Consider the following 25,073-nt stretch of genomic DNA (forward strand, 5'->3'; position numbering starts at 1 on the left):
TATGACCATCGCACAGAACACCACAGCCGCCGGCGACATCGCCGCGCCGCTCGACCTGCTCCTCGTCAACTCCACCAAGTCGGCCGCCAGCCGCATGATCCCCAACGCGGCGTGGGCCCGGTTCGGTGCCTCGCTGGCCCGCCAGCCGATCACCATCGCCGAGCAGAGCGCCGGCCTCGCCAAGGAACTCGGCCTGATCACCCTCGGGCGTTCCGACCGCGAGCCGGCCCGCGGTGACAGGCGCTTCGCCGACCCGGCCTGGAATGGCAACCCGCTGCTCCGCCGCGTCGAGCAGGCCTACCTGGCAAGCTCCGAAACTGCCGAATCGCTCTATGCCGCAGCCGAGCTCGACTGGCGCGATGCGGAGAAGGTGCGTTTCGCCCTCGACAACATCATCGAAGGCCTGTCGCCCACCAACAACCTGCTGCTCAACCCGCAGGGATGGAAGGCGCTGATCGACACCGGAGGCCTGTCGGCGCTGCGCGGTTTCCGCGCCTTCGTGCGCGACATGGCGTCCAAGCCACGCGTGCCGGCGATGGTGGAGCCCGACGCGTTCCATGTCGGTGAGACCGTCGCCGCCACCAAGGGCTCTGTCGTGCTTCGCACCCGGATGTTCGAGCTGATCCAGTACGCACCGCAGACCAAGCAGGTCCACGAGGTCCCGCTGCTCATGGTGCCGCCGGTGATCAACAAGTACTACGTCATGGACATCGCTCCGGACCGGAGCATGATCGAGAACTACGTCCGCAACGGACAGCAGGTGTTCACCATCTCGTGGCGCAACCCGGCTGCACGCCACCGTGATTGGGGATTCGACGCCTACGGCAAGGCGATCATCGAGGCGATCGACGCGACCCAGGCCATCACTGGCGCCGACCGCACGAACGTGTTCGCGACCTGCTCGGGCGGCATCCTCACCGCCATGGTCCTCGCCCATCTGTCCGCGACCGGACAGGGCGACAAGGTCGGTTCGCTGACCCTCGGCGTCACCGTGCTCGATCAGCGCCAGGCCGGCTTCGCCTCGGCACTGGCCAGCGAACGGGCCGCCAAGGCCGCGATCCGCACCTCGGCCAGCAAGGGCTACCTCGACGGCCGCGCCATGGCCGAGATGTTCGCCTGGCTGCGCCCGACCGACCTGGTGTGGCGGTACTGGGTCAACAACTACATCCAGGGACGCAGCCCGGCCGCCTTCGACGTCCTCTTCTGGAACGCCGACACCACCCGCATGACCGCGGCCCTGCATCGCGAGATGGTCATGATGGGTCTGAACAACGACCTGGTGACCCCGGGCCAGGCCACCATGCTGGGTACCCCGGTCGACCTCGGCGCCATCACCTGCGACGCCTACGTCATCGGCGGGATCGCCGACCACATCTGCCCGTGGGAGTCGACCTACCGAAGTGCCGCGCTGCTGGGCAGCAAGAACAACACGTTCGTGCTGTCGACGAGTGGCCACATCGCTTCGCTGGTCAACCCGCCCGGGAACCCGAAGGCCTCGTTCCGCGCCGCACAGGTGGACGCAGAGCTCGCTCCGGAGGAGTGGCTCGCGAGTGCCGGCAAGCAGCGCGACTCGTGGTGGCCCAACCACCTCCAGTGGCTGGCCGAGCACGGCGGTGCCGAAATCGATGCGCCGAGCGCTCTCGGGACCGCGGGCTTCGAGCCGCTGGCACCCGCTCCGGGTACCTACGTCCTGCAGAGCTGACACAAGGAACCACTGTGTGGGGGAGATGAGGGGTCTCCCCCGCACAGGCATGTCTGCGACAACCAGTCATTTGCCGCCGGGTATGCTCAGCGGCCAACAACGACAGTGAGGTGGGACCCATGAGCGAGAACGTCCTCGACATCGCCCCCGAAGACACCAACTCCGACGACTTCTTCGTCGCCACCGGCGGCCAGCGCATCCGGGTGCGGTACCGCCGCGGCGTCGGCGTCCCGCTGGTCCTGTGCAACGGGATCGGCGCCAGCCTCGAGGTCCTCGACCCGTTTGTCGAACACCTCGACACGGACCGACCCGTCGTGCGGTTCGACGTCCCGGGTACCGGCGAATCACCGACATCGATCCTGCCCTACGGCTTTCCGTACCTGGCCTGGGTCCTCGGACGTGTGCTGGACCGTCTCGACGTCGGCGTCGTCGACATCCTCGGGCTCTCCTGGGGCGGAGCCCTGGCCCAGCAGTTCGCGTTCCAGAATCCGCGGCGGTGCCGCCGACTGATCCTCGTCGCCACCGGCACGGGTGCCGTCATGGTCCCCGGTAACCCTGTGGTGCTCAGCAAGATGGCGACCCCGCGCCGATTCAGCGACCCCGCGTACGGCGCGAAGATCGCCGGACACCTCTACGGCGGCACCGTCCGTCATCACGGGCGCGACGTCGCCGAGTTGTTGATCCGCCAGCTGCATGCCGGGTCCAAGAAGGGCTACGTGCATCAACTGATGGCCGGCTCCGTGTGGACCTCGATCCACGCTCTGCCCGCGATTCGTCAACGCACCCTGGTCATCTCGGGCAAGGACGATCCGATCATCCCGATGGTCAACGCTCACATCCTGAGCAAGCTGATGCCGCGCGCCACGCTGCACGCGCACGACGGCGGCCACATCGACCTGATCCTCAACGCATCGGAGTTCGGTCCGGTGGTCGACGACTTCCTCGGCCCGCCGCGTGTCGCACGCTGGCCGTGGAAGCGCAACATCAACGTTCAGCTCACACCTGGAGGCTGAGTCGTACCCGCGTGGGTTACGTGAAGCCTCAAAGGAATTCATCGCTGGTCTGTCCGACGAGTCAGGGGGTCGGGCAGGTCGGCGATGTTGTGTTATGTCGTGCTTTGCTCTGCGCTGATCGAGACCGAGATCACTTGCCGGACACAGGATACGGGTGCGACCGGTAGAACTCGACGTGCGCTCGTGCCGCAGCCTCCCAGGTCAGTGATCGGGCCAGTGCGCGGCCCCGCTCGGCGCGCTCCGCGTCCGGGGTGCGGGCAGCCAGGAGCGCCGCCGCCAACTCCGCCGGGGTGCGCGCGTAGCTGACGGTCTCGCCGAACACCTCGCGCAGGACGGGGAGTTCGCGAGCGACGACCGGCCGGCCGGCGGCGAGTGCCTCCATGGCCGCCAGGCCGAAACCCTCCTTGGTGGACGGGAAGGCGAAGACCTCGCAGGCCGCGACCAGCGACGGTAGATCGTCGTCGGCGATCGCGCCCAGGACAATCGGACTGATCCCGAGTTCGGTTGCGCGACGCTCGAATTCGCTCCGGTAGTCCCGGTAGTCGAAGAGGGTTTCACCGCCCCCGAACACCAACTGCAGACCCGGATCCACATCGCGCGCACTCGCGTAGGCCTCCAGCAGATCGATGCTCCCCTTCCGCGGCTCGATGCCGCCGACCGCAAGAACGTAGCGGCCCAACTGGTTTCGCCATCGGCCACGCCGCGCCGAGGCGTCCGGATTGTCGGCGGCGGCGTCGGCGAAGCGTCGGTGATCGACGCCGTTCGGGATGACGGTGGGCGACAATCCCCACCCAGCCCGGACCTCGTCGGCGACGCCGCGCGACACGCAGATGCGCGCGTACGGTTGGACGACGGCCTTCTCGTGGCATTCCACGAGGATCGGTGTGGTGAACTGGTCGAGGTGGTGAATGGTGCGGATGCACGTGCCGACCGCGTTGGCGCTGATGCAATCCTGGGCGTGGACGATGTCGTACCCGTCGGCCGTGAACGCCGATCGCAGGGCGTCGATGGAGCGGATGATGCGGTCCGTGACGGTTTCGTCCGGAGCGTCGTGGAACGGAACGAGTTGTTGTGTCACAGCGGGATCGACGGTCCGGTAGAAGCCCTGATCGCCGCCGCGGGCCAGGCTCCACACCGTGACCTCCACCCCTAGCCGGGCGAGCGCCTCGGCGAGGTTCAACGTGTGGACGACGCCGCCGCGCGGTTTTGTCGAGTAGGTCATCAGGGCGACACGCATCGATGCATCACCGCCCTCGGATGGGGTGCTCGGCGTGGTAGGTGTCCGTCCGGAGTTCGGCGAGGTGATCGAGAACCCTTCGGGCACGCGAGATCTCGGCCTCCACGTCGACGGTCACGGTGGCCATGCCGCCCTTGGAGCGAGTGGTGGCGAGGATCTCCCCGCCGGGCCCGACGACCTTGGCCTGGCCCAGGAACCGCAGGGAGCCGGTGACGCCGGTGAGATTGGACGAGACGACGAACAGTTGGTTCTCGGCGGCGCGGGCGCAGTCGTAGAGGTCGAACAGCCGCGACTGTCGGTCGGCGGGCAGCCGGGCAGCGCGGTCGGTGACACTCGCCGGCCAGGCCGACAATGCCGCGATGATGTGTGCGCCGTCGAGCGCGAGGGTGCGTGCGGACTCTGGGAACGTCTTGTCGTAGTCGATCAGCATGCCGATCCGGCCGACCGGCGTGTCGAACGCGCCGAATGAGTCCCCCGGCGCATAGGCCAGCCCTTCGCCGGCCGGCTGATGCACCTTGCGATGCCTGCCGAGTATCCCGTCACCGGACATGCAGACCGCCGTGTTGTATCGACGACCTCCTGCGGCCTCGGTGTAGCCGATGCAGATGGTCATGGCACCGGCGGCACCGATGATCGCAGCGAGTTCGGGACCGTCGGGGTCGAGCGCGGGTGGCAGTTCATGGGTGTCGGGTGCGCGCAGGTCACCGATGTACCCGCCGATCGTGGCGTCCGGGAAGACCAGCAGGTCCACGCCGTCGCGGGCGGCCGCCTCGATGATGCCGAGTGCCTTCGACACACCCCGGTCGACGTCGCGTCCGAAGTGGGCGGCGAGCGCCCCGAGCGTGACCGTGGTCATGTCACCGCACTCTACTTCGCCGGTTGCGCGTCGAGGTCATCTCACGCGGCTCCGAGTCCCGTCACCGACGAGGTGACGGCGGTGGTCGCCTCACCGTCGGGCCAGCGCAGCCGCACCCCGGGCTCCGCCGTCAGGCGGCCACACGCGGCCGTCGTCACCGGCGCGCCGACGGGTCCGACCGGCGAGCGGTCGGCGACCAGCATGGCGTACCCCGGGAAGCAGGTGAGCCACGCCCCCATATCGGCCCCGGCCGGACGAGGGATGCAGGTGACATCGAGTTCGGCCCCGGTCCCGGATGCCTCGGCGAGCATGCCGAGTGTGCCCGCGATACCGGCCATGCTGACGTCTTTGGCCGCCCGGGGCTGCAGGGCGCCGACCAGACCGGCCATGGATGCGAGTTCGGTTGCGGTGCGGTGGCTGGTGCTGTCCCATTGCCGACCGCCGTATCCCGGCCGCCAGGACCCGCCGAGATCGGCGAGCAGCGACACCGTGTCACCGGCGCGGCCGCCACCTGCGGCGACCGGGCACTCGGCGCGGCCGAGAGCGGTCACCGACAGCGATGCCGGCACACCGACCTGGGTGTGCCCGCCGAGAACCGGCGTCTGCCACGCCTGCGCGGCCGCCGCGACACCACGGATGATGCGCGTCAGATGGGACCGTGTGGGTGCACCGACCGCATCGAGGAATCCGATGGGGTCGGCACCCATGGCCGATAAGTCGTTGACATTCACCAGGATCGAGCACCATCCGGCCCATTCGGGGTCACGCTCCACCATCGACGGCAGGACGGCGTCGCAGGCCGCGATCAGCGCGGAGTCGGGCACCGGGACCCCGTCGTCGCCCCGGAAACCCGTTGGCCCCAGGCCGCCCGGTTGGCTCGCCAGCGGACGAAGGACATCGGCGAGCATGGCCTTGGTCGCGTCAGCGGTGTGCTGCACGCGCCGGATCGGCCACCTCATCCGTCGATGGCTGCGGCCGTTGAAGACCGGGCCGGCGCCGTGATCGTGCCACCCCAGGGTGCCGAACATAGGTGCGTAACGATCCTGCACCGTCGCGTCGAAGCGAAGCACCCCAATGGATTCCGCGTGCGCGCAGGCCGCCCGGACCAGTGCGGCGCCGACTCCGGCGGCATGCGCCGGATCCGCGACGACGAGGCGGCTACCCGACCACCACCCGATGTCGTCGGTGTGGTTGGGCGACAGTCGAACCCCACCGATCACCGTGCCGTCGGGCGTGGTGGCCACCAGGACGACGGTGCGGGGATCGTCGTCTGCGTCGTCGTGATCGGTGTGGTCGAACAACGCTTGGCGCTCGACGAATTCGCGGTGGCGCAGCACGTGATGGGCGGCGAGCAGCTCACGATCGTCGGCGACCCGGATGAGAAAGGCTGGGGGTGTCGGTGTGGTGCCCGCGAGGATGGACAGATCGCGGGTTCGGATCGGTTGGGGCGCAACGCTTCGTCCGTCGAGCATCGTGGTCAGCCCCCGACCGTCGGCAAGATGCTGCAGGCACCGCACGCCGCGCAGCCCGCGCGCTGGTCGGCACCGGACATGCCGATCAGGTGCAGATGCGCTGCGACTTCGCGGCTGACCTTTTCCACGACGGCGGGTTCCGGCGCCCGCGCGTGGTCGACCTCGACGGCCAGCGTCCCGGCGTGCGGGCGGAACGGCACGACGAACGGGTAGACGCCCATGTCGGCGAGTTCTTTGGCACCGCTGATCATCTCGTCGGGGTCCTCGCCGAGGCCGACGAGCAGGTAGGTGGAGACCTGGTTGCGCCCGAACACGCGGACCGCCTCGGTCCATGCGGCCCGGTACTCGGACAGCGGCACGGTGGATTTGCCGGGCATCCAGCGTCGTCGGACGTCGTCGTCGAGGGATTCGACGTGGATGCCGATCGCGTCGGCGCCCGCGGCGCGCAGATCGGCGATGGTCGTGAGGTCGGCGGGCGGTTCGCACTGCACCTGGATCGGGAGTTCGCCGACCGCCGCCTTGACCGCGCGGACACATCGGGCGAGATGCCGTGCACCGCGGTCTCTTCCGGCCGAGGTACCGGTGGTCATGACCATCTGGGTGATGCCGTCGAGGTCGACGGCGGCACGGGCGACTTCGGCGAGTTGCTCGGGCTTCTTGACCGCGACGGTGGCGCCGGAGGCCAGGGATTCCTCGATCGAGCAGAACCTGCAGCGCTGGTCGGCGTCGTAGCGGATACAGGTCTGCAGGACCGTGGTGGCGAGGACGTTGGCGCCGTGGAGCTTCGCGATCTTCTCGTATCCGATGCCGTCATCGGTGCGCAGGTCGTAGAACCGGGGACGCGCGATCGGCTGCACGTCGAAGCCGGTGTCGTGACCGTCGTAGAGGATGCGCTCACCGTCGAAGGCGAACGGGCTGTCGGGGTTTCGCGGAATTGCGGCGTGCAGGCCGTCCACCATCAGGTGTCCGTCATCGGTCGGACCGGCACCACCGGTTCGGGTGACGGGGGGCGTTCCGCGAATGCCGAGGAGGGCGAGATCGACTCGAGCGGAGGCTGTCACGCCGTGTCCCCTTTCATGCGAGCGGGCGATTGCGATCCCATGGATGTCCCCTACTGTCCGGCGGCCAGGCGGAGTCGGGACTCCCCCAGCGACTCGATGATGTGGTGGGCGACGTGGCGCGCGTCGCGGTCGATGCCGAGAAAGCGGCCCGAGCCCCACGTATGCATCCACGGAAGGCCGATGAAGCTGAGTCCCGGCACCTGTGTGATGCCACGGGTCTGCATGGGACGACCCGCCCCGTCGAAGGCGCTGGCCTCGATCCAACGGTAGTCGGGACGGAATCCGATGGCCCACACGATTCCGCTCACGCCGGCCGCCGCCATGTCCAGTTCGGTCGGGTCGGAATCGGTTTCCCAGATGGGTGTGTACCGGGATGCCGGCGGCGCGTCGAGGTTCCGCGAGTCGATGTAGCGGTCGATGTCGGCGCAGATGGAGTTGTAGACCGCATCCGCCTTGTCGAGCGCGGTGGTGAGGGTTGGGGCGAATCTCAGTGTCGAGTCCTTGCCGTCGGTGAGGGCTCCGTAGAGGTGCATGCCGTCACGCGCGAACTGCCGGAGGTCCACATCGCGGCCGCCGTCGCGTCCCGTCACGTAGTGGTTCGTCTTCTCCTGTGCCGCTTTGCCGCCCGGGTATTCCTGGGTGGGCGTGTCGTAGAGACCCATGTCGGCCAGCCAGGTCATGCAGTCCCGACCACGGTAGGTCCGCGCGACGCGGGGTGCGTTACCGACGGCGAGGTGGACCTGCCGCCCCGCGAGATGGAGGTCCTCGGCGATCTGCGCACCCGACTGGCCGGTGCCGACAACCACGACGGCTCCGTCGGGCAACTGGTCGGCGCTGCGATACTGCTCCGAATGTATCTGCGTGACAGCAGGATCGAGGACGGATGCGTAGGGCGGGATGATGGGGAGCGGGTATCCGCCGGTGGCGATCACCACCTGGTCGCAGGTGACGATCTCGTCGCCTCCGGCGCCGCGCAGCGTGAGTTCGAAAGCGGCCGTGTCGCCGTGGCGCAGCCTGGTCACCGTCGTGTGCTCGCGGACCGGCGGGTCGAACGTGTCGAGCCACCCGGCGAGCCAGTCGACCACCTGGTCGCGGGTCATGAACCCGTCGGGGTCGGGGCCGTCGTAGCAGTATCCGGGCAACCGACAATGCCAGTTCGGGGTGACGAGTGTGAAGTTGTCCCAGCGGGTGTCGGCCCAGGCGTGGGCAGGTGTCCGCGATTCGACGATGACGTGCTCCACGCCTGCGCGCCCGAGGTACCAGCTGACCGAGAGGCCGGCCTGGCCTCCACCGACGACGACAACCGGGATGTGGGCCGGAGCAGCCGATGCGCTCATGGTGTCTCCAGGGGTGTGGGAGCGGGCAGCGGCGGTTGCATGTCGACGACCTCGATGAGGGAGTCGCGTTCGTATCGTGTTGCCGCGCGGTTGATGTCGTCCGCGGTGGCCGCCGCCGACGTACAGGCGAATCCGTACTTGGCACGCACGCGTTCGGCGGCCTCGCCGAGCGCGGTGGTGGCGCGCTCGCGAAAGTCGTCGACGGTGTAGTGCCCGCCGACGTCGAGGTGGTCGTGCATCACCAGGCTCGGCGAGTAGCAGTTCTGGACGATGCCGTCGGGCCAGCGGACGGTGAAGGTCATCTCAGGCATCGGCGAGATCCCGCCAGGCGGCCGACCCGGACGGGTCGAGTTCGGTGAGTGCGCCGTAGGCGTCGGGGCGCCGGTCGCGGAGGTGGAACATGCCGCCGCGCATGGCACGGAAGGTCTCAGCGACGTCGATGTCGGCCACGGCCATGCCGCTGTCGAGGAGTGTCGAGTCGAGGACATTGCCGCCGGGGTCGACGATCTTGGCGTTGCCGACATACCGCAACGAACCGAAGGTTCCGGACTGGTTGGAGGCCACCCAGAACACCTGATTGTCGAGGGCACGCGCGGCGTCGAACAGGTTGAACCGGTAGGTCCACCGGTCTTCCTGCAGGTTCTCGGCGGTGGCGGTGCGGGCGGCGGGCCAGGCCGAGAGGCTGGCGATGATCTCGGCGCCGCGCAGCGCCATGACGCGCGCCGCTTCGGGGAAGGCCTTGTCGTAACAAATCTGCAGACCGACCCGTCCGACCGGTGTGTCGAACACGCCGTATTCGGCGCCCGACGAGTACGACATGTTCTCCCCCAGCGGCTGATGCACCTTGCGATAGCTGCCGTAGATCTGGGTGCCGTCGAGCACGGCGGCGGCGTTGTAGCGTGTGTCGCCGTCGTCGCCGAGTTCGCAGAAGCCGATGGCGATCACAAGGTCATCGATGATCGATTGCACGCGTTGGATTTCCGGGCCGTCCAGGGTGATCGCCGGCGGGAGCGATCGGGCGGTGTTCTTGACGGTGTCACCGTGGTTCCCCAGCGACGACAGGTACCCGCCGATCGCGGCCTCCGGGAAGACCAGGAACTCGACCCCCTGCTCCCGGGCACGTGTCACGTAGTCGGCGATCGTGTCGTAGTTCTGCTCGAGGTCGCGGGAGAAGTTCGCCGCGACCGCTGCGATTCTGGTCATGGCTACACCATGTACGTCGAGTTGATGATCGCGCCCTTGCGGGCGTAGTGGATGACCGCGTCCTGCACGTCGAGCGGGTGTGCCGGGATGACACCCTCGATGAGGTCCTCCTCGCGGCCGCCGTGCAGCGCGAGGCCGAAACGGCAGCAGAAGACGGTGCCGCCCTCGGAGATGAACGTCGCGAGCGAGTCGTTGATGTTCTGCTCCCCCGGGAATCCCGAGTCGCCGGTCTTCGGAAAGCCTCGCGTGGCAAGGCAATTGATGGCGCCGGGACCGTAGAAGTAGATCGCGGATTCGAAGCCCTTGCGCAGCGCTCGGGTCGCCTGCAGGACGGCCACGAACGAGACGGACGACTCGTGCGCGATGCCGTGGACGAGGGTGAAGTAGGTTTCGCCGTCCTCGGCCTGGTAGTCGGGAAAGATCTTGGTGCCGCCGTATATGTTCGACCCCTTCGGCAGCGACGGATGCGGGATCTCGGCGAGGGACGTGGCGATGTTTTCCATGATGGACTCGTCGAATGCGGACACGGTTCTCCTAGGGATCGTTCCGCGGGCGAAACCCGCAGGGCATGAGGATGATTCGTGGGCGACACTGCCCGGTGAGGTCGAGCCGATCCGGGTGATCCGGCGATGCGGTGTCCGTACCTGCTACGACAATCAGTTCACGCCCGCAGCATTTCCTGCTGGTTACCGAGGGAATAACTAATCGACGAGTGTGTGTAACATCAACGGCGCCATGGCCGACCGTCGCCGCGCTACCGGAGCTTCTCCCCGTAGACGCGGGAGATGTTGAGTGCCATCAGGACTCGTTGGTCGTCGACCATCACCTGACGGTACTCCGCCCAATCGGGGTGCTCGCCGGCCCCGATCCGGTAGTAGCTCACCAACGCGTCGACCTCCGGCCCGTTCGGGTCGACACCGGGCCCGGTCAGCGTCACCTCGCCTTCGGCGGTGGCCCATGTGTAGCCGTCCGGACTGGTGAACTCGATGGCGGCGCGCGGGTCGCGGCGCAGGTTGGCGGTCTTGGCGCGTCCGGCGGTCATGGACACGTAGATGGTGTCGGCGTCGCGGTCGTACACCGCGGTCACCGGTGACAGTTGCGGCAGTCCGTTGGACTTGATGGTCGCGAGCACCCCGATGCGGGTGTCGGCGATGAGTGCGCGCGGGTCATACGGTGGTTCGGTCATATCGGTGGCAACCGCGAACGCGGTGCCGCCATTCCGCCCGCCCGGCAACCGCGGACGGCCCGACGCACCGTGGTGCGCCGGGCCGGTGAGCGGCAGGCTAGCTGCTTCCGAAGAACGGAAACCCGAGGAATCCGAAGGGCCGCGGGCGGGGACGAACCTGCGGGCGCTGCGGGGTGCGGGGGCCGGACTGCGGGCGCTGCTGCTGATCGGGGCGATTCGGCATGAGATGAACCTTTCTGTCTGCGTTCTGCGTAGGTCAGGTGGGAGATTCTGTGTTGTCCCGCTGACGAATTCGAAAGTAGAGACACAACCTTGCGATACCCTGGGTGACTCGCTGGGAGTCTGCTGAACCGGCCGTGACCCGTGAGCAGGTCGTCGGCCGTCGTCGAATCCCGACGCGGCCGCGCTCACCGGAATACGGTGGCCCTATGACCACGCCAGCACAGCCCCCCGCGAGCGACACCGTCGACATCAAACCCCGCAGCCGTGACGTCACCGACGGACTGGAGAAGACCGCCGCTCGCGGCATGCTGCGCGCGGTCGGCATGGGCGACGACGACTGGGTCAAACCGCAGGTGGGGGTTGGGTCGTCGTGGAACGAGATCACCCCGTGCAACCTGTCGCTCGACCGGCTCGCGACCGCGGTCAAGGAGGGCGTGTTCGAGGCCGGTGGCTATCCGATGCAGTTCGGCACGATCTCGGTCTCCGACGGAATCTCGATGGGCCACGAGGGCATGCATTTCTCGCTGGTGTCCCGCGAGGTGATCGCCGACAGCGTGGAGACGGTGATGAGCGCCGAACGCCTCGACGGGTCGGTGCTGTTGGCCGGCTGTGACAAGTCGCTGCCCGGCATGCTCATGGCCGCCGCCCGCCTCGACCTGGCCAGCGTGTTCCTGTACGCCGGCTCAACCCTGCCCGGGTTCGCCACCCTCTCCGACGGCTCCGAGCACCAGGTCACCATCATCGACGCCTTCGAGGCCGTCGGCGCCTGCGCACGCGGGCTGATGAGCCGGGAAGACGTCGACACCATCGAACGGGCCATCTGCCCCGGCGAAGGTGCCTGCGGTGGCATGTACACGGCCAACACCATGGCGAGCGCCGCCGAGGCGCTCGGCATGTCGCTGCCGGGCAGTGCCGCACCGCCGGCTCCCGACAAGCGTCGCGACGGCTATGCCCGGGCCAGCGGCGAGGCCGTCGTCGGACTGTTGACGCAAGGCATCACCGCCCGCGACATCATGACTCGTGAAGCGTTCGAGAACGCGATCGCCGTGGTGATGGCGTTCGGTGGTTCCACCAATGCGGTGCTGCATCTGCTGGCGATCGCCGATGAGGCCGATGTCGAACTGTCCCTGGACGATTTCTCGCGGGTCGGCGCCCGGGTGCCTCATCTGGCCGACGTGAAACCGTTCGGCACGCACGTGATGACCGACGTCGACCGGATCGGGGGTGTGCCGGTCATCATGAAGGCACTGCTGGATGCCGGTCTCCTGCACGGTGATTGCCTGACCGTCACCGGTAAGACGGTGGCCGAGAATCTCGCCGACATCGCACCACCCGATCCGGACGGAAAGGTGCTGCGCGCCATGAGTTCTCCCATCCATCCCACGGGCGGGATCACCATCCTCACCGGAACGCTTGCACCGGAGGGTGCCGTGGTGAAGTCCGCAGGCTTCGACTCCGACGTGTTCGAGGGGGTGGCGCGGGTGTTCGACCGCGAGCGGTCGGCGATGGATGCCCTCGAAGACGGCACCATCACGGCCGGTGACGTCGTCGTCATCCGCTACGAGGGCCCCAAGGGCGGACCGGGAATGCGCGAGATGCTCGCGATCACCGGAGCAATCAAGGGCGCCGGCCTGGGCAAGGACGTGTTGCTGATGACCGACGGCCGTTTCTCCGGCGGCACGACGGGTCTGTGCGTTGGGCACATCGCGCCCGAGGCGGTCGACGGCGGGCCCATCGCACATGTCCGCGATGGCGATCGCATCCGTCTCGACGTCGCCAACGGCACGCTTGACCTGCTCGTCGACGACGACGAATTGGCGCGCCGCGCAGAGGGTTTCACGCCATTGCCGCCGCGCTACACCCGGGGTGTGCTGGCCAAGTACTCGAAGCTGGTGAAGTCGGCGTCGCAGGGTGCGGTCTGCCGCTGAATCGAGCCATTGACACAAATCTGCGATTCCGTACCATAGCCTGCATGACTCTCGCCGACGTGTTGCCCGACCTACCGACGACCACGGCCGACGCGCTCGAACTCTTCGACGGCTGCGGGTCCGTTGAACCACAGGCGATGATCGGCACGTGGCACGGCGCAGAATTGCCGACCGGTCACCCCATCGACGGACTGCTCGCCGCGAGCGGCTGGTGGGGCAAGCAGTTCGTCGACGGCGAGACCGTGCATCCACTGCTGTTCCCCACTCGCGACGGCACGGCACTCTGGCCGATGAACCCACGGGCGGCGTTCCGGGGCGTTCCGCTGGCACGTTTCCCGATGCTCACGCGAATCTCCTACCGGACGCCGATCACCGCGACGCGGGCGCTCACGCAAGCCCATTCGTCCAAGGCGCGTCTGCGCACCACCCGGTATCGCGGAGTCGACACCGCGACCATGGTCTACGACCAACTGCCGATCAACGACGTCTTCCGCCGATTGTCCGACGATGCGGTGATCGGCGCGATGGACATGAAAGGTTCTCCGGCGCCGTACTTCTTCCTGTTGCAGCGGGACGATTCGTTGGCCGTGGTCTGACGTCGCACACCAATCGCCAAGGGGCCCTTTGTGGCTCGGCTGGTGCCTCGCGCTTCGGGGAGCCGGGCTCGCACGAGCGCGCCGTCACCTCGATCCCTGATGAGCCCGCGAGGAACGAGCGAACCGTCATCCGATCGCTGAGCAGCCCGCGAGCAACGCGGCCGTCACCCGATCCCTGAGCAGCCCACAAGGAACGAGCGCTGTCACCCGATCCCTCAGCAGCCCAGGAGGAACGAGCGAACCGTCACCTCGATCCCTGAGCAGCCCGCGAGGAACGAGCGGGCGTGTCGAAGGGCGCCACCCAACCCCAAACGACCGTTCACCGCTCGACCGTCACCTCACACCCAAGCCAGCACCACAAGCCGCTCCGACAAGCCCTCAAGAACTGTCACACCCGCCCGATACGATGACGGATCCCGCAGACCACCTACACGCAATCGCGTTGGAATACAACAGAGTTCACCAATCCAACCCTTGACTCGAATGTGTGTTCGAGTAGAATGGGGGGCATGCCCGACACCACACCCCTGCTCACCGCCGCCCGGCAGCTCACCATCACCGACCTGACCTCCGGTCGCGACGCGTTTGATACGACGACAGGCCTGATCTGCCTGTCCAACACCGTCAGCCACCGCCTGGCGGTGGCGATCGCGGAGATGGACCGGTTGGGGGTGGCCGCCGCCACCGGCGGCAAAACCCGGAAACTGTTGATCACCATGGGGTTGGCGCCGGCGGTGGCCGACCGGTTGCTGCGCATCGGCACCGGCCTGCCGCGGATGGCACTGCTGGGCGGCTACGCCGAAGACGGCGTCTTTGCCGCCGAACACCTCGACGCCATCATCGGTGGAGTCGCCCACGTGTGCCGCCGCGCCCCAGACGGCCTGTGTGACGTCGAACAATATGAGGTGGAGCAGGTGTTGATCGCCCAGGCCATGTCCGGGGCCACCCCCACCCAGATCAGCGAGAAAGCCCGCGCCCTGGGCAACCAGTACACCGCCGACACCGGCGGCCTACCCGCGGCCGAGGACCGCTCGATCAACGAACTGACCATCAGCCAAACCGCCGACGGCCGCATCCAGATCCGCGGGGATGTCGACATCATCACCGGGGAAAAACTGCTGTCGGCGATCACCTCACTGTCGGGCACACGCCCCGAACCCGACGGCTCCCCCGATACCCGCTCGACCGGGCAACGCCACGCCGATGCCCTCGAAGCGATCCTCGAGGCGGCCGCGGTCGCCGACACCACCCTGGTGACCCCACCGAAAACCCACGTCAGCCTGCTGGTTCCCGCCGACACACCCGAGCAGGCCGTGCTGGGATGGACCGGGCCGGTCACCGCGGCGACCGCCGCGTTGCTGGCCTGTGACGCGGCGATCGGCGCGATCATCATCAACGGAGAAACCGTGCCCCTGCAGATGGGCCGCGACAAACGGCTGTTCCCCTCGCACCTGCGTAAGGCGATCATCATCCGCGACACCTGCTGCATCAAATGCGGGACCCGCGCCGGCTACACCCACGTACACCACATCACCTTCTGGGCTGAGGGTGGTCCCACCGATCTGGACAACGGATGTTTGCTGTGCCCGGCCTGTCACACCCAGATCCACCACGGCGACTGGCAAATCATCCTGGGCGCCGACCGCCACCCCTGGCTCATCCCACCAGCCTCGATCGACCCGACACGCACACCACTACCCGCCTACAACCGGCGCACCCTGACCCTCGACGACCGCATCGCCGCATGACCCAAACGCGGGCCGGGCGAGACGTTTCGCCACGCCCGGGTCCTGAGCACACGAGCGTGCGAGTGCGCCGAACGACGCCCAGCGGCAGGCGCGGCCCGGCCGACACGGCTCAACCAGCGCACACCCGCGGCCCGCCCGAACTTGTCGGTGCCCGGTGATACAACAGCCTCAGCCAATGAAGCAGAGTCAGCCACCCAAACCTGTGTAACCCTCTGACGCGCAGCACATTCCAGCGAAGCACATTTCCCGCGCACCCGACCCGTCGGAACCGCGCACGCACCTTGAGAACTCCATAGTGTGACAGCCGCCCCGAAGGGTGCCTGTCGGGCACAAGCGTCCGGCAGGCACCCGCGACTCAGTCGAGGCAGAACTCGTTCCCCTCGGGATCGGTCATGACGATATGTCCGCCGGCCAGCGGCGGTGCCGGGTCGTGGCGCGCAACGCGCGTGGCACCGAGCGCGGCCAGACGGCCGCTCTCTGTCTCGAGGGCCGCCATCCGCTCATTCCCCGCCAGGCCGGGCGCCGCGCGGATGTCGAGATGCACCCGATTCTTGACCTCCTTGGTTTCGGGCACCCGCTGGAAGAAGATCCGTGGACCCGTCCCCGACGGATCGACCACCGCCGATGCGTCGTTGCGCCGTTCCGCCGGCACGCCGAGGGAATCGAGGGCAGCCTCCCAGGTCGCGAAACCCGGCGGCGGCCCCTGTAACCGGTAGTCGAGTGCATCCGCCCAGAACGCGGCAAGCGCCGCCGGATCGTGGCAGTCGATGGTCACCTGGAAAACGCGGGCCATGATGGATGCTCCTCCGTCGTATTCGAACTCGTTCCGTCCCCGACGATGTGACCCGACGATGTCACAGATCAAGGACAGCGACGGTCCGCATCAGCAAGGGTGCAATTCGCCGGAGGGACTCGGCTCGACGGTGCCCTCGCAAATTCGCTGATCAGCGCCCGAGCGCCACAACTCGTAGGTCTTCGTAACCCAGAAGGCGACGAATGCGATGAGCGCGGCGGTCTCGATCCAGAACAGCGCGGTGCTCGGTCCGGTACTTCCGGCAACGACGGCAGCGATGACCGGCAGGACGACGAGCAGCCCGGTGAGGATCCAGTAGATGACGGAGAACCGTTGCGCCTCAGCCGGATCGAGCAGAGTCAAGGTGAGCCGGCCGTAGAGCACGATCGACAGGGCAGTCACGAGGAAGAAGGCGACCGCGGCGGCGACATGGAGGACGTTCGCGGCGTCGGTGTCCTGCGAATCCGGGGGCCTGGTCGGAAACAGGGCGACCACGATGGCAAGGACACCGGCCACGTTGAGCAACCAGTTCTCCCCCACCGAATAGCCCCGATAGGCGATGAGCGCCACGCCGACCGCGACGATGATGCCGACGAACACGTCACGCGCCGGCGTGTAGTAGAAGCCGCTGATCGAACCCTGCATATCGACGTCGGGACTGACGGCTGCCCAGGTCACGAGGACAACCGGCAGCAGGAACGCACCCACCGCGATCAGAATCCGTAGCGCGAAATAGGTGGCCATCATGAACGAGCGCAGTTCCGACCCCGTCACCATCGACCCAGCCATGTGCCGATGCTACGTCCGCACCCGGTTCGGAATTGGTTCATTTTCTGGCAACGTTCGTTCTCACATGACGTACGATCGTCAGACGCACCGGTGCGGCGCTGCGGAGGAGGTCATCGAGCATGGTTTGCTGCGTCATCGGAGCACTCCTAGTGCTGATCCTGCAGCGTGTGATGCCGTGGCGTGCGCAGTCCGATGACGGCGGGTTCGCCCCCACCGCCTACCGGCCTGTCGGTTCCGGCGGCGCCGGACAGCCGACGATGCCGGAATCCGCCGACCGCAATCACCCGGCACTTGCGGGTGCGCTGCGCGCAAGCGGCCTCGCCCTCGGCTGCTATCTGATCGGGGTGGCCACGCTCCGCCTGTCGGGGGCGGCGACCGACACCGCGTCGGTCGCCGTATGGAGCGTGCGGTCGATCGTGATGACCCAGGTCGCGCTTGTCGCCCTTGCTGTCTCGATCGCGATTCCGGTGCGCACGAGATCGGATGGCCGGAGCCACGTGGCCGTGGCGCTGATGGTCGGCGGGCTTGTCGTGGTTGCCGGGATGGAGTTCGACATCCGTCTGCTGCACCTGTATCACATCGAATCCGCTGGCCTCGGCGTCGCGATTCACGCCGCACCGATCGGTGCAGTCCTCGTCGGCGCCGCACTCGCGGTGCGCCACAGCCGCTCCTATGGAGGTCCCGTTGCCGCCTGACAGTCTCTCGTCGACGGGCCTTTGGCCCGCCTCGGTAAGGTCGCACCGCGTCGACGAGGCGACCGAAGACGAATTGGCGACGCTCAGATTTCTGCTCGATCTGGCGTTACAACCACTGAATCGCTGGGACGGTTTCACCCGACTCGAACAGATCGGCGGCAGCGCGCTGCGGTATCAGATCGCGTATGTCTCGTATGCCCTGTCGGTGGCGCAGTACACACGGACACCCGCGTTCGGCGGATACCTCGCCGAGGGGCAGGCGAACATGATCCGCAAGATGTGCGACAAACGCGTGTGGGGATACTGGGCCACCGAGCGACTCACCGGATACCTGCGCTGGAATCCGGACCCCGTCGTCTTCGCGAACGTGATGTACTCGGGATTCTTCGCCACCATGCTCGCGTTCTACGAAACCCTGAACGCCGACAACACATTCGACGACGACGGCAGCCTGCCGCTGGTGTGGAATCGTCGCACCCGCTTCGAGTACGGCTTCAGCTCCATCGCCACCGCGATCGCCGACAACATGCGGGCCAGCCGGCACACGCTGTATCCGTGCGAACCGCACCTGATCTACCCGATGTGCAACACCATCGCCGTCACCGGTCTCGTCGGATACGACCGCCTGCACGGCACCGACCTGGCCGGTGATTTCGTCGCCAAGATCGCGACGTCGTTCCGCCGCAACGGATACCTGCTGCCCAATGGCCGGTTCCGGTTCGGGCTCGGGCCGGCGGGCCTGAAGTTGCCGCCCACCCTGTCGAACGACGCGGTGATGGCGTACTGGCTCAACGGCGTCATGCCCGAGCTCGCCGCCGACACGTGGGACTCCCTGCGCCACCGGCGCGTGACCGTCCGCGACGGTCGCCTCGAACTGCTCAGCGCGCCCGTCGACCGACTCGACGTCGGCTCCTACCGCAAGGGCGACGCCTGGACGCTGGCGAACATCGCCTGCGCCGCAAGGGAGTTGGGTGACGATGAGGCAGCCCGCGCGGCCGAGGCCACCATCGGAGACCGGTTTCGACGGGACTACTCGTCATCCGGTGCCCGGCGTCTCGCCGGTGCCTCGACCTGGGCGAACGGCGCATACGCACTGGCAACCTTCCTGCGCAAGAACGATCTGCGCGGATTGGCCCTCGGTGATGTGCCCGAGGAATGGCGCACCGGACCGATGCTGACGCACGCCGCCTACCCCGACGTCCTCGTCGCGAAGGCGGTCACCGACGGCTCCGGACTCGACCTGGCGTTGTACCCGGGCGCCGGTCCGGTCCGGACCAAGCTGGGCGTGTCCCGGCTGGCGCCGGGCACCCGCTACCTACTCACCGGGTGCGACTTCGCCGAGGTCGTCGCCGACGAAACCGGGCACGCCCGGCTGGGCGTCTGCCTGTCCGGCCGACACGAGGTGACGCTGCGCCGACCGGGACAGGGGTGAGCACGACTCATCGATCACGGCACCGCGATTGGTAGACCGTCCGGCCTTGGTGCAGCAGAGTCGCCGCCTGGTCGAGCAGATCACTCGCGTCCCGGACCCGGCCCGATCGTCGAATTCGGTGGCACTACCCTGTCGAGGTGCAGATCGCGACCTGGGTGGCCTTGCTGACCGCATGCGTCCTGATCAGCTTCACACCGGGCGCCGGTGCGATCAACACCATGAGCAACTCGATGAACGCCGGGTTCCGTCGTGCCTTCTGGGGCATCCTCGGCCAGCAGGCGGCGCTGCTCATCCAGTTGCTGATCGTCGCGTTGGGGCTCGGTGTGGTGATCGCCAGGTCGCCGACCGCCTTCGACGTGATCCGGTACCTGGGTGCCGCCTACCTGATCTATCTCGGCATACGTCAGTTCGTCCGTAAGCCCGATCTGACCGAGGAATCGGCCCAGGCGCTCGCCACGGAGTCGTCGACGTCGATGTTCGTCCGCGGGGTCTGGGTGAATCTGCTCAACCCGAAGGCGATCGTCTTCCTCCTGGCGTTCATCCCCGGCTTTGTGCGCACCGACCAGCCGCTGCTGCTGCAGTATGTCGTCATCGGCATCACCATGGTGGCCGTCGACATCACCGTGATGTGGCTCTTCTTCGCGACCGTGGCACGCGGTTTCCAACGCATGACCCGGACCGAACGAGGACAACGCGCACTCAATCGTCTCTTCGGTGTGCTCTTCATGGCGGTGGGCGTGCTGCTCGCCGTCGTATGACGCGGTTACCCTGAGGATCATGCGTCTCCCCTGGTCCCGTCGTCTGACCACGCTGGCGGCGGTACTCGCCGCAGCAGGTGCCGCCGCGCTCGTTCCCGCTGCCACGGCACAAGCGGCACCGCCGAGCGACGATGCGCTCGCCGTCATGCTCCCCGCACGTCTGGCCACCGCCAGCGCCTATGCGGCCACACGTCCCGGCACCACGGGCATCGTCGTCACCGATCGGCGCACCGGCATCACCCTGGTGAACACCTACGCCGACACCCCGGTGTGGACAGCATCGACCATCAAGCTGGCGATGGCCGCCGATCTCCTCAACCGCCACCGGGCCGGCCGCATCCATCTGTCGGCCGCCGACCGCGGCGCCATGCACCGCATGCTGAACTCCTCCGACGACGCCGCGACGGATCAACTCTGGTTCACCTATGCCGGCGCCGATCATCAGGCCTTCAACCGCGACTTCCGCGCCTTCGGCATGGCGGCGCTCGCCCCGCAACGCGGTTTCAGCTCGTACTACCCATATTGGGGATTCCAGAAGGACACCCCGCGCGATCTGGCCAACCTCCTGTCGACCGTGCTCCGCATGCCGACGACCGACCGCAACTACCTCGTCGGCGAGATGCGTGGCGTCGCGGCCAATCAACGCTGGGGCATCATGGCCCTGCCCGGCTCAGAGCATCCCGGAAACAAGAACGGCTGGTCCGACGAGCAGGGCGGCTCGGTGGTGAACACCGTCGGATTCGCCGGAAGCGGTGAGCGATTCGTCATCTCGATCATGAATTCGCTACGCGGACAGGGAAATCAGGCCGACGGTAAGGTCACCGTGTCACGGGTGGCCCGGGACCTGTTCGCATGAGCCGGCTGCTGCCATGACCACCTCGCACTCGGGTCTTGCCGAGGCACAGTTTGGTGCGGTGAGTGTACTGATGTCCGGGAAGGGCGGCGCGTACCCGTACGGCAATACGGTGATCGCCCGCGGTTCCGCCGGCACCCTGGTCATCGATCCGTCTCTGGAAGTCGATCACGACCCCTGCGACGCCGATGCGGTGATGATCAGTCATGCGCATGAAGACCACATCGCGGGGCTCAAGCATTTCACCAGCCCGGTGTACGTCCATGAGGCCGATGTCGCCGGTGTCCGGTCGCTGAAGGCGCTGATCGACGGCTTCGGCAACACACCCGATGTCCGGCCCATCGTCGAACGGCACATTGCCGACCAGTTCGCCCTCCCCGACGGCCGGGCGGATGCCATCGGTGTCCCCGCCGAGTACGTCTTCGATCTCGGCGACATCTCGGCGACGGTGATCCATCTGCCCGGGCACACCGCGGGACACTGCGGTGTGCTGATCGAACCCACCGGATTCTGCTACGTCGCCGACATCGATCTCACGTCGTTCGGACCGATGTACGGCGATGTGAGCAGCAATCTCGAGGACTACCTGGCGTCGATCGAGCGGGTGCGCGGGGTCGACGCGCGGTGGTTCGGCACCTTCCACCAGAAGGGTGTCATCGAGGGCGCCGACGACTTCCGCGCCCGCCTCGACGCCTTCCGAGGTGTCATCGAGCGCCGTGACGCCCGGCTGCTGGAGTTCCTCGGTGAACCGCGCACCGTCGCCGAGGTCGCGGACCATCGGCTGGTCTATCGTCCGCATGTCGAGATGGTGTTCGTCGATGCGGTCGAACGGCGTACCGCCGAACTGCACCTGGAACGTCTGGTCCGCCTCGGCGAGGTCGCCGAAGTCGAACCGGGACGGTTTCAGCGGGTGTGACGGTGGTTGTCGCCCATCGCGACAACTCCCCGCCGGCGCTCGCGGGCTCGAGCCCGAGGAGATCGGCGCGAAACCGGCAACAGCACCGGGCATCCGTGCCAGTATCGGATGATGAGCGAGCACGTATATCGAGTCGTCGAGGTGGTCGGTTCGTCGGCAAACGGAACAGACGCGGCGATCGCGAATGCGATTGCCCGCGTGTCGCAAACAACGCGCAACGTCGAGTGGTTCGAAGTGGTCGGTACGCGTGGGCACGTGGTGGACGGAAGCATCGCCCACACGCAGGTCACCCTCAAGGTCGGCTTCCGCATCGACCCCGCGGACTCGGCCACCGGATAGCCCTGTTCGGGCGAGGCGGGACTGAGTTGCCCGTCTCAATTTGAGAGTTTTCCTGACTCAGTCCAAAAAAGGGTGCATACTGTTCTCGTGCCGCCGACGTCTGACTACACAGAACTGCTGCGTTCTGTCGAACTCCGAGTGACCCGCCCGCGGGTCGCGGTTCTGGAGGCGGTGCATGCCCACCCGCACGCCGATACCGATACGATCCTGACCGCTGTGCGTGACGTCCTGCCCGACGTGTCCAAGCAGGCCGTCTACGACGTGCTCAGCGTTCTCAGCGATACCGGTCTGGTGCGGCGCATCCAACCGTCCGGCCATGTGGCGCGCTATGAGTCACGGGTCGGCGACAACCATCACCATGTCGTGTGCCGATCCTGCGGGATCATCGGCGACGTGGACTGTGCCGTCGGTGAGGCGCCCTGCCTCACGCCGTCGGAGCACCACGGCTTCGTCCTCGACGAGGCCGAGGTCATCTACTGGGGCTTGTGCGCCGACTGCGCCTCCGCCTCATCCACTTCGGGATCACACCCGTGATCACAGCCCGAAATATCAACTCTCGGAAGGAATGTCGTGTCTGAGGAAAACACCGCTCACGCAACCGAGCACCCGCCGATCGCGGAAGCGCAGACGGAGCCCGCAGAAAGCGGCTGCCCCATGCGGATGAAGCCGCCGGTCGAAGGCGGCGGCAACCGTGACTGGTGGCCCAACCAGCTGAACCTGAAGTTGCTCGCCCACAACCCGGATGTCGTCCGCCCCTACGACTCGGACTTCGATTACGACGCCGCACTCGAGACGCTCGACGTCGATGCACTGGTCGCCGACGTCAAGTCGGTGATGAAGGACTCGCAGACGTGGTGGCCTGCCGACTTCGGCCACTACGGGCCGTTCTTCATCCGTATGTCGTGGCATGCGGCCGGCACCTACCGTGTCGAGGACGGGCGTGGTGGCGCGGGCTCGGGCATGCAGCGCTTCGCCCCGCTGAACAGCTGGCCGGACAACGCCAGCCTGGACAAGGCCCGTCGCCTGTTGTGGCCGGTGAAGAAGAAGTACGGCAAGGCTCTCTCGTGGGCCGACCTGCTGGTGCTCGCCGGCAACGTCGCGCTCGAGGACATGGGCTTCAAGACCGCCGGATTCGCCTTCGGCCGCGTCGACGAGTGGGAGCCCGAAGAGGTGTACTGGGGCCCCGAGGCCGAATGGCTCGCCGACAACCGCTACAGCGGTGAGCGCGACCTCTCCAACCCGCTGGCCGCTGTGCAGATGGGTCTGATCTACGTCAATCCGGAAGGCCCCAACGGGAACCCGGATCCGCTGGCATCGGCGGTCGACATCCGGGAGACGTTCGGCCGGATGGCGATGAACGACATCGAGACCGCCGCGCTGGTCGTCGGCGGCCACACCTTTGGCAAGACGCACGGCAACGGCGACGCCGAGCTGGTCGGCGTGGAACCCGAAGCGGCGCCGCTCGAGCAGCAGGGCCTCGGCTGGGTCAACCCGCAGGGCACCGGTGTCGGCAAGGATGCGATCACCAGTGGCCTGGAGGTCATCTGGACGCACACGCCCACCAAGTGGGACAACAGCTTCCTGGAGATCCTCTACGGCAACGAGTGGGAGCTCACCAAGAGCCCGGCCGGCGCCAATCAGTGGAAGCCGAAGAACGAGGGTTGGGCCAACTCGGTGCCCGAGGCGTTCGGCGAGGGCAAGACCCATCCGTCGATGCTGACCTCCGACCTGGCGATGCGCATGGACCCGGTCTACGGCGAGATCACCCGACGCTGGCTCGACCATCCCGAGGAACTGGCCGACGAGTTCGCCAAGGCCTGGTTCAAGCTGCTGCACCGCGACATGGGTCCGGCCATCCGTTACCGCGGTCCGCTGAGCCCGACGACCACCTACCTCTGGCAGGACAATGTGCCCGCGCAGGAGGGTGCAGTCATCGCCGACGCGGATGTCGACAACCTCAAGGCACAGATCCTCGACTCGGGTCTGACTGTGGCACAGCTGGTTTCGACCGCGTGGGCGGCGGCGTCGTCGTTCCGCGGCAGCGACATGCGCGGTGGCGCCAACGGCGGTCGTATCCGTCTGCAGCCGCAGGCCGGCTGGGAGGTCAACGACCCCGACGAGCTGGCCCAGGTGGTCCGAAAGCTGGAGGAGATCCAGGCGTCGTTCAACGCCGAGGCCGGAGCCAGCGTGTCGTTCGCCGACCTGGTTGTCCTCGGTGGCACCGCTGCCGTCGAGAAGGCGGCCAAGGATGCGGGTTTCGACATCTCGGTGGCGTTCACCCCGGGACGCACCGACGCCACCCAGGAGCAGACGGACGTCGACTCGTTCGCCTACCTGGAGCCCAAGGCCGACGGCTTCCGCAACTATGACGGCAAGGCGAGCGAGCTGCCCGCCGAGTACCGGTTGATCGACAAGGCCAATCTGCTCACGCTGTCGGCTCCCGAGATGACCGTGCTCGTCGGCGGTCTGCGCGTGCTCGGCGCAAACCACCAGAACAGCGCGCTGGGTGTGCTGACCGACAAGCCGGGTCAGTTGACGAACGACTTCTTCGTCAACCTGCTCGACATGGGAACCGCGTGGACCCCGTCGTCGGCCGACGACGGCAGCTACGTCGGCAAGGATCGCGCGACCGGCGCCGACAAGTGGACCGGTAGCCGCGCCGACCTGGTGTTCGGTTCCAATTCGGTGCTGCGTGCGCTGGCCGAGGTGTACGCCGAGGACGACGCGAAGGAGAAGTTCGTCGAGGACTTCGCCGCCGCGTGGACCAAGGTGATGGAACTCGACCGGTTCGATCTGCACAAGTAGATCCAGCGCCTCGACGCCCTCTCCGGAGTTTCTCCGGAGAGGGCGTCGTCGTCGTATCTGAATATTTGAAAACTGTGCATCCCACGGTCTCTGGGCATGAGAGCGTTGCAGTGACGCCCGGCCATGCCTGAT

25 protein-coding genes are annotated in these 25,073 nt (G+C 67.2%); 13 read left to right on the top strand and 12 right to left on the bottom strand.

The window, feature by feature from the left end; translation table 11 throughout:
* Position 1: 1 nt before the first annotated feature.
* Positions 2-1,702 carry a PHA/PHB synthase family protein gene (locus tag ACWDTI_RS15020; protein WP_449738896.1) on the top strand — a complete coding sequence of 567 codons (1,701 nt, stop codon included), beginning with the start codon at positions 2-4 and terminating at the stop codon, positions 1,700-1,702.
* Between the two features lie 119 nt (positions 1,703-1,821).
* Positions 1,822-2,715 (top strand): poly(3-hydroxyalkanoate) depolymerase, encoded by an 894-nt coding sequence (phaZ, locus tag ACWDTI_RS15025; protein ID WP_449738897.1) that lies wholly within the window; start codon positions 1,822-1,824, stop codon positions 2,713-2,715.
* 130 nt (positions 2,716-2,845) lie between these two features.
* Here the strand turns inward: phaZ and ACWDTI_RS15030 are convergent, their stop codons facing one another.
* From ACWDTI_RS15030 to ACWDTI_RS15075, 10 genes are all read right to left on the bottom strand, one after another.
* A complete protein-coding gene (locus ACWDTI_RS15030; RefSeq protein WP_449738898.1) occupies positions 2,846-3,952 on the bottom strand; it encodes an MSMEG_0565 family glycosyltransferase in 1,107 nt (368 codons plus the stop codon).
* Between the two features lie 7 nt (positions 3,953-3,959).
* On the bottom strand, positions 3,960-4,808 hold the full coding sequence (locus ACWDTI_RS15035; protein WP_449738899.1) for a carbon-nitrogen hydrolase family protein: 849 nt from the start codon (positions 4,806-4,808) through the stop codon (positions 3,960-3,962).
* Positions 4,809-4,849: 41 nt separating this feature from the next.
* Positions 4,850-6,280: an MSMEG_0567/sll0787 family protein gene (locus ACWDTI_RS15040; protein WP_449738900.1), complete on the bottom strand. Its 1,431-nt coding sequence runs from the start codon at positions 6,278-6,280 to the stop codon at positions 4,850-4,852.
* A gap of 5 nt (positions 6,281-6,285) precedes the next feature.
* Entirely contained in the window at positions 6,286-7,341 is a 1,056-nt protein-coding gene (locus tag ACWDTI_RS15045; protein ID WP_449738901.1) for an MSMEG_0568 family radical SAM protein, read from the bottom strand.
* A gap of 50 nt (positions 7,342-7,391) precedes the next feature.
* Complete coding sequence (locus ACWDTI_RS15050; protein WP_449738902.1) at positions 7,392-8,678, bottom strand: MSMEG_0569 family flavin-dependent oxidoreductase; 1,287 nt, start codon at positions 8,676-8,678, stop codon at positions 7,392-7,394.
* Entirely contained in the window at positions 8,675-8,989 is a 315-nt protein-coding gene (locus ACWDTI_RS15055; RefSeq protein ID WP_449738903.1) for an MSMEG_0570 family nitrogen starvation response protein, read from the bottom strand. The genes ACWDTI_RS15050 and ACWDTI_RS15055 overlap by 4 nt, the downstream gene beginning before the upstream one ends.
* Entirely contained in the window at positions 8,982-9,881 is a 900-nt protein-coding gene (locus ACWDTI_RS15060; protein ID WP_449738904.1) for a carbon-nitrogen hydrolase family protein, read from the bottom strand. The genes ACWDTI_RS15055 and ACWDTI_RS15060 overlap by 8 nt, the downstream gene beginning before the upstream one ends.
* Positions 9,882-9,883: 2 nt before the next feature.
* Positions 9,884-10,408 (bottom strand): MSMEG_0572/Sll0783 family nitrogen starvation response protein, encoded by a 525-nt coding sequence (locus tag ACWDTI_RS15065; RefSeq protein WP_449738905.1) that lies wholly within the window; start codon positions 10,406-10,408, stop codon positions 9,884-9,886.
* Between the two features lie 227 nt (positions 10,409-10,635).
* Positions 10,636-11,067 (bottom strand): PPOX class F420-dependent oxidoreductase, encoded by a 432-nt coding sequence (locus ACWDTI_RS15070; protein ID WP_449738906.1) that lies wholly within the window; start codon positions 11,065-11,067, stop codon positions 10,636-10,638.
* A gap of 97 nt (positions 11,068-11,164) precedes the next feature.
* Complete coding sequence (locus tag ACWDTI_RS15075; protein ID WP_449738907.1) at positions 11,165-11,290, bottom strand: hypothetical protein; 126 nt, start codon at positions 11,288-11,290, stop codon at positions 11,165-11,167.
* A gap of 205 nt (positions 11,291-11,495) precedes the next feature.
* Here ACWDTI_RS15075 and ilvD point away from each other — a divergent pair, with 205 nt between their 5' ends.
* The 3 genes from ilvD (at position 11,496) to ACWDTI_RS15090 (ending at position 15,561) form a co-directional block, all read left to right on the top strand.
* Positions 11,496-13,217, top strand: coding sequence for a dihydroxy-acid dehydratase (gene ilvD, locus ACWDTI_RS15080; protein ID WP_449738908.1), 1,722 nt, complete (start codon positions 11,496-11,498; stop codon positions 13,215-13,217).
* A gap of 44 nt (positions 13,218-13,261) precedes the next feature.
* A complete protein-coding gene (locus ACWDTI_RS15085; RefSeq protein ID WP_449738909.1) occupies positions 13,262-13,813 on the top strand; it encodes a DUF4334 domain-containing protein in 552 nt (183 codons plus the stop codon).
* 509 nt (positions 13,814-14,322) lie between these two features.
* On the top strand, positions 14,323-15,561 hold the full coding sequence (locus tag ACWDTI_RS15090) for a DUF222 domain-containing protein (RefSeq protein WP_449738910.1): 1,239 nt from the start codon (positions 14,323-14,325) through the stop codon (positions 15,559-15,561).
* 355 nt (positions 15,562-15,916) lie between these two features.
* Here ACWDTI_RS15090 and ACWDTI_RS15095 read toward each other — a convergent pair whose 3' ends face one another.
* Together ACWDTI_RS15095 and ACWDTI_RS15100 are read right to left on the bottom strand one after the other, a co-directional pair.
* A complete protein-coding gene (locus ACWDTI_RS15095) occupies positions 15,917-16,354 on the bottom strand; it encodes a VOC family protein (protein WP_449738911.1) in 438 nt (145 codons plus the stop codon).
* Positions 16,355-16,444: 90 nt separating this feature from the next.
* Entirely contained in the window at positions 16,445-17,143 is a 699-nt protein-coding gene (locus ACWDTI_RS15100; protein WP_449738912.1) for a hypothetical protein, read from the bottom strand.
* Between the two features lie 149 nt (positions 17,144-17,292).
* On the opposite strand from ACWDTI_RS15100, the gene ACWDTI_RS15105 reads away from it, so the two are divergent.
* From ACWDTI_RS15105 to katG, 8 genes are all read left to right on the top strand, one after another.
* Positions 17,293-17,838, top strand: a complete 546-nt coding sequence (locus tag ACWDTI_RS15105) for a hypothetical protein (RefSeq protein WP_449738913.1) — start codon at positions 17,293-17,295, stop codon at positions 17,836-17,838.
* Positions 17,828-19,270, top strand: a complete 1,443-nt coding sequence (locus ACWDTI_RS15110; RefSeq protein WP_449738914.1) for a linalool dehydratase/isomerase domain-containing protein — start codon at positions 17,828-17,830, stop codon at positions 19,268-19,270. Before ACWDTI_RS15105 ends, ACWDTI_RS15110 begins: the two co-directional genes overlap by 11 nt.
* A gap of 137 nt (positions 19,271-19,407) precedes the next feature.
* The gene (locus tag ACWDTI_RS15115) at positions 19,408-20,028 is read left to right on the top strand and encodes a LysE family transporter (RefSeq protein ID WP_449738915.1); all 621 of its coding nucleotides are present in this window, start codon (positions 19,408-19,410) and stop codon (positions 20,026-20,028) included.
* A gap of 19 nt (positions 20,029-20,047) precedes the next feature.
* Positions 20,048-20,884 (top strand): tat pathway signal sequence, encoded by an 837-nt coding sequence (locus ACWDTI_RS15120; protein WP_449738916.1) that lies wholly within the window; start codon positions 20,048-20,050, stop codon positions 20,882-20,884.
* 13 nt (positions 20,885-20,897) lie between these two features.
* On the top strand, positions 20,898-21,797 hold the full coding sequence (locus ACWDTI_RS15125) for an MBL fold metallo-hydrolase (protein WP_449738917.1): 900 nt from the start codon (positions 20,898-20,900) through the stop codon (positions 21,795-21,797).
* Positions 21,798-21,908: 111 nt separating this feature from the next.
* Entirely contained in the window at positions 21,909-22,136 is a 228-nt protein-coding gene (locus tag ACWDTI_RS15130) for a dodecin (protein ID WP_449738918.1), read from the top strand.
* Between the two features lie 87 nt (positions 22,137-22,223).
* Entirely contained in the window at positions 22,224-22,670 is a 447-nt protein-coding gene (locus ACWDTI_RS15135; protein ID WP_449738919.1) for a Fur family transcriptional regulator, read from the top strand.
* Between the two features lie 36 nt (positions 22,671-22,706).
* Positions 22,707-24,941: a catalase/peroxidase HPI gene (katG, locus tag ACWDTI_RS15140; RefSeq protein WP_449738920.1), complete on the top strand. Its 2,235-nt coding sequence runs from the start codon at positions 22,707-22,709 to the stop codon at positions 24,939-24,941.
* The last annotated feature ends 132 nt before the right edge of the window (positions 24,942-25,073 follow it).

The sequence above is a fragment of the Gordonia sp. NPDC003424 genome (assembly GCF_053588655.1).

What these genes read in the sequence shown, in the direction of transcription:
- ACWDTI_RS15070 (WP_449738906.1), bottom strand. Translation starts at nt 11,067, where the DNA reads ATGACCGAACCACCGTATGACCCGCGCGCACTCATCGCCGACACCCGC.
- ACWDTI_RS15050 (WP_449738902.1), bottom strand. Translation starts at nt 8,678, where the DNA reads ATGAGCGCATCGGCTGCTCCGGCCCACATCCCGGTTGTCGTCGTCGGT.
- ACWDTI_RS15040 (WP_449738900.1), bottom strand. Translation starts at nt 6,280, where the DNA reads ATGCTCGACGGACGAAGCGTTGCGCCCCAACCGATCCGAACCCGCGAT.
- ACWDTI_RS15120 (WP_449738916.1), top strand. Translation starts at nt 20,048, where the DNA reads ATGCGTCTCCCCTGGTCCCGTCGTCTGACCACGCTGGCGGCGGTACTC.
- phaZ (WP_449738897.1), top strand. Translation starts at nt 1,822, where the DNA reads ATGAGCGAGAACGTCCTCGACATCGCCCCCGAAGACACCAACTCCGAC.
- ACWDTI_RS15130 (WP_449738918.1), top strand. Translation starts at nt 21,909, where the DNA reads ATGAGCGAGCACGTATATCGAGTCGTCGAGGTGGTCGGTTCGTCGGCA.
- ACWDTI_RS15085 (WP_449738909.1), top strand. Translation starts at nt 13,262, where the DNA reads ATGACTCTCGCCGACGTGTTGCCCGACCTACCGACGACCACGGCCGAC.
- ilvD (WP_449738908.1), top strand. Translation starts at nt 11,496, where the DNA reads ATGACCACGCCAGCACAGCCCCCCGCGAGCGACACCGTCGACATCAAA.
- ACWDTI_RS15095 (WP_449738911.1), bottom strand. Translation starts at nt 16,354, where the DNA reads ATGGCCCGCGTTTTCCAGGTGACCATCGACTGCCACGATCCGGCGGCG.
- ACWDTI_RS15055 (WP_449738903.1), bottom strand. Translation starts at nt 8,989, where the DNA reads ATGCCTGAGATGACCTTCACCGTCCGCTGGCCCGACGGCATCGTCCAG.
- ACWDTI_RS15125 (WP_449738917.1), top strand. Translation starts at nt 20,898, where the DNA reads ATGACCACCTCGCACTCGGGTCTTGCCGAGGCACAGTTTGGTGCGGTG.
- ACWDTI_RS15035 (WP_449738899.1), bottom strand. Translation starts at nt 4,808, where the DNA reads ATGACCACGGTCACGCTCGGGGCGCTCGCCGCCCACTTCGGACGCGAC.
- ACWDTI_RS15075 (WP_449738907.1), bottom strand. Translation starts at nt 11,290, where the DNA reads ATGCCGAATCGCCCCGATCAGCAGCAGCGCCCGCAGTCCGGCCCCCGC.
- ACWDTI_RS15100 (WP_449738912.1), bottom strand. Translation starts at nt 17,143, where the DNA reads ATGGCTGGGTCGATGGTGACGGGGTCGGAACTGCGCTCGTTCATGATG.
- ACWDTI_RS15060 (WP_449738904.1), bottom strand. Translation starts at nt 9,881, where the DNA reads ATGACCAGAATCGCAGCGGTCGCGGCGAACTTCTCCCGCGACCTCGAG.
- ACWDTI_RS15020 (WP_449738896.1), top strand. Translation starts at nt 2, where the DNA reads ATGACCATCGCACAGAACACCACAGCCGCCGGCGACATCGCCGCGCCG.
- ACWDTI_RS15090 (WP_449738910.1), top strand. Translation starts at nt 14,323, where the DNA reads ATGCCCGACACCACACCCCTGCTCACCGCCGCCCGGCAGCTCACCATC.
- ACWDTI_RS15030 (WP_449738898.1), bottom strand. Translation starts at nt 3,952, where the DNA reads ATGCGTGTCGCCCTGATGACCTACTCGACAAAACCGCGCGGCGGCGTC.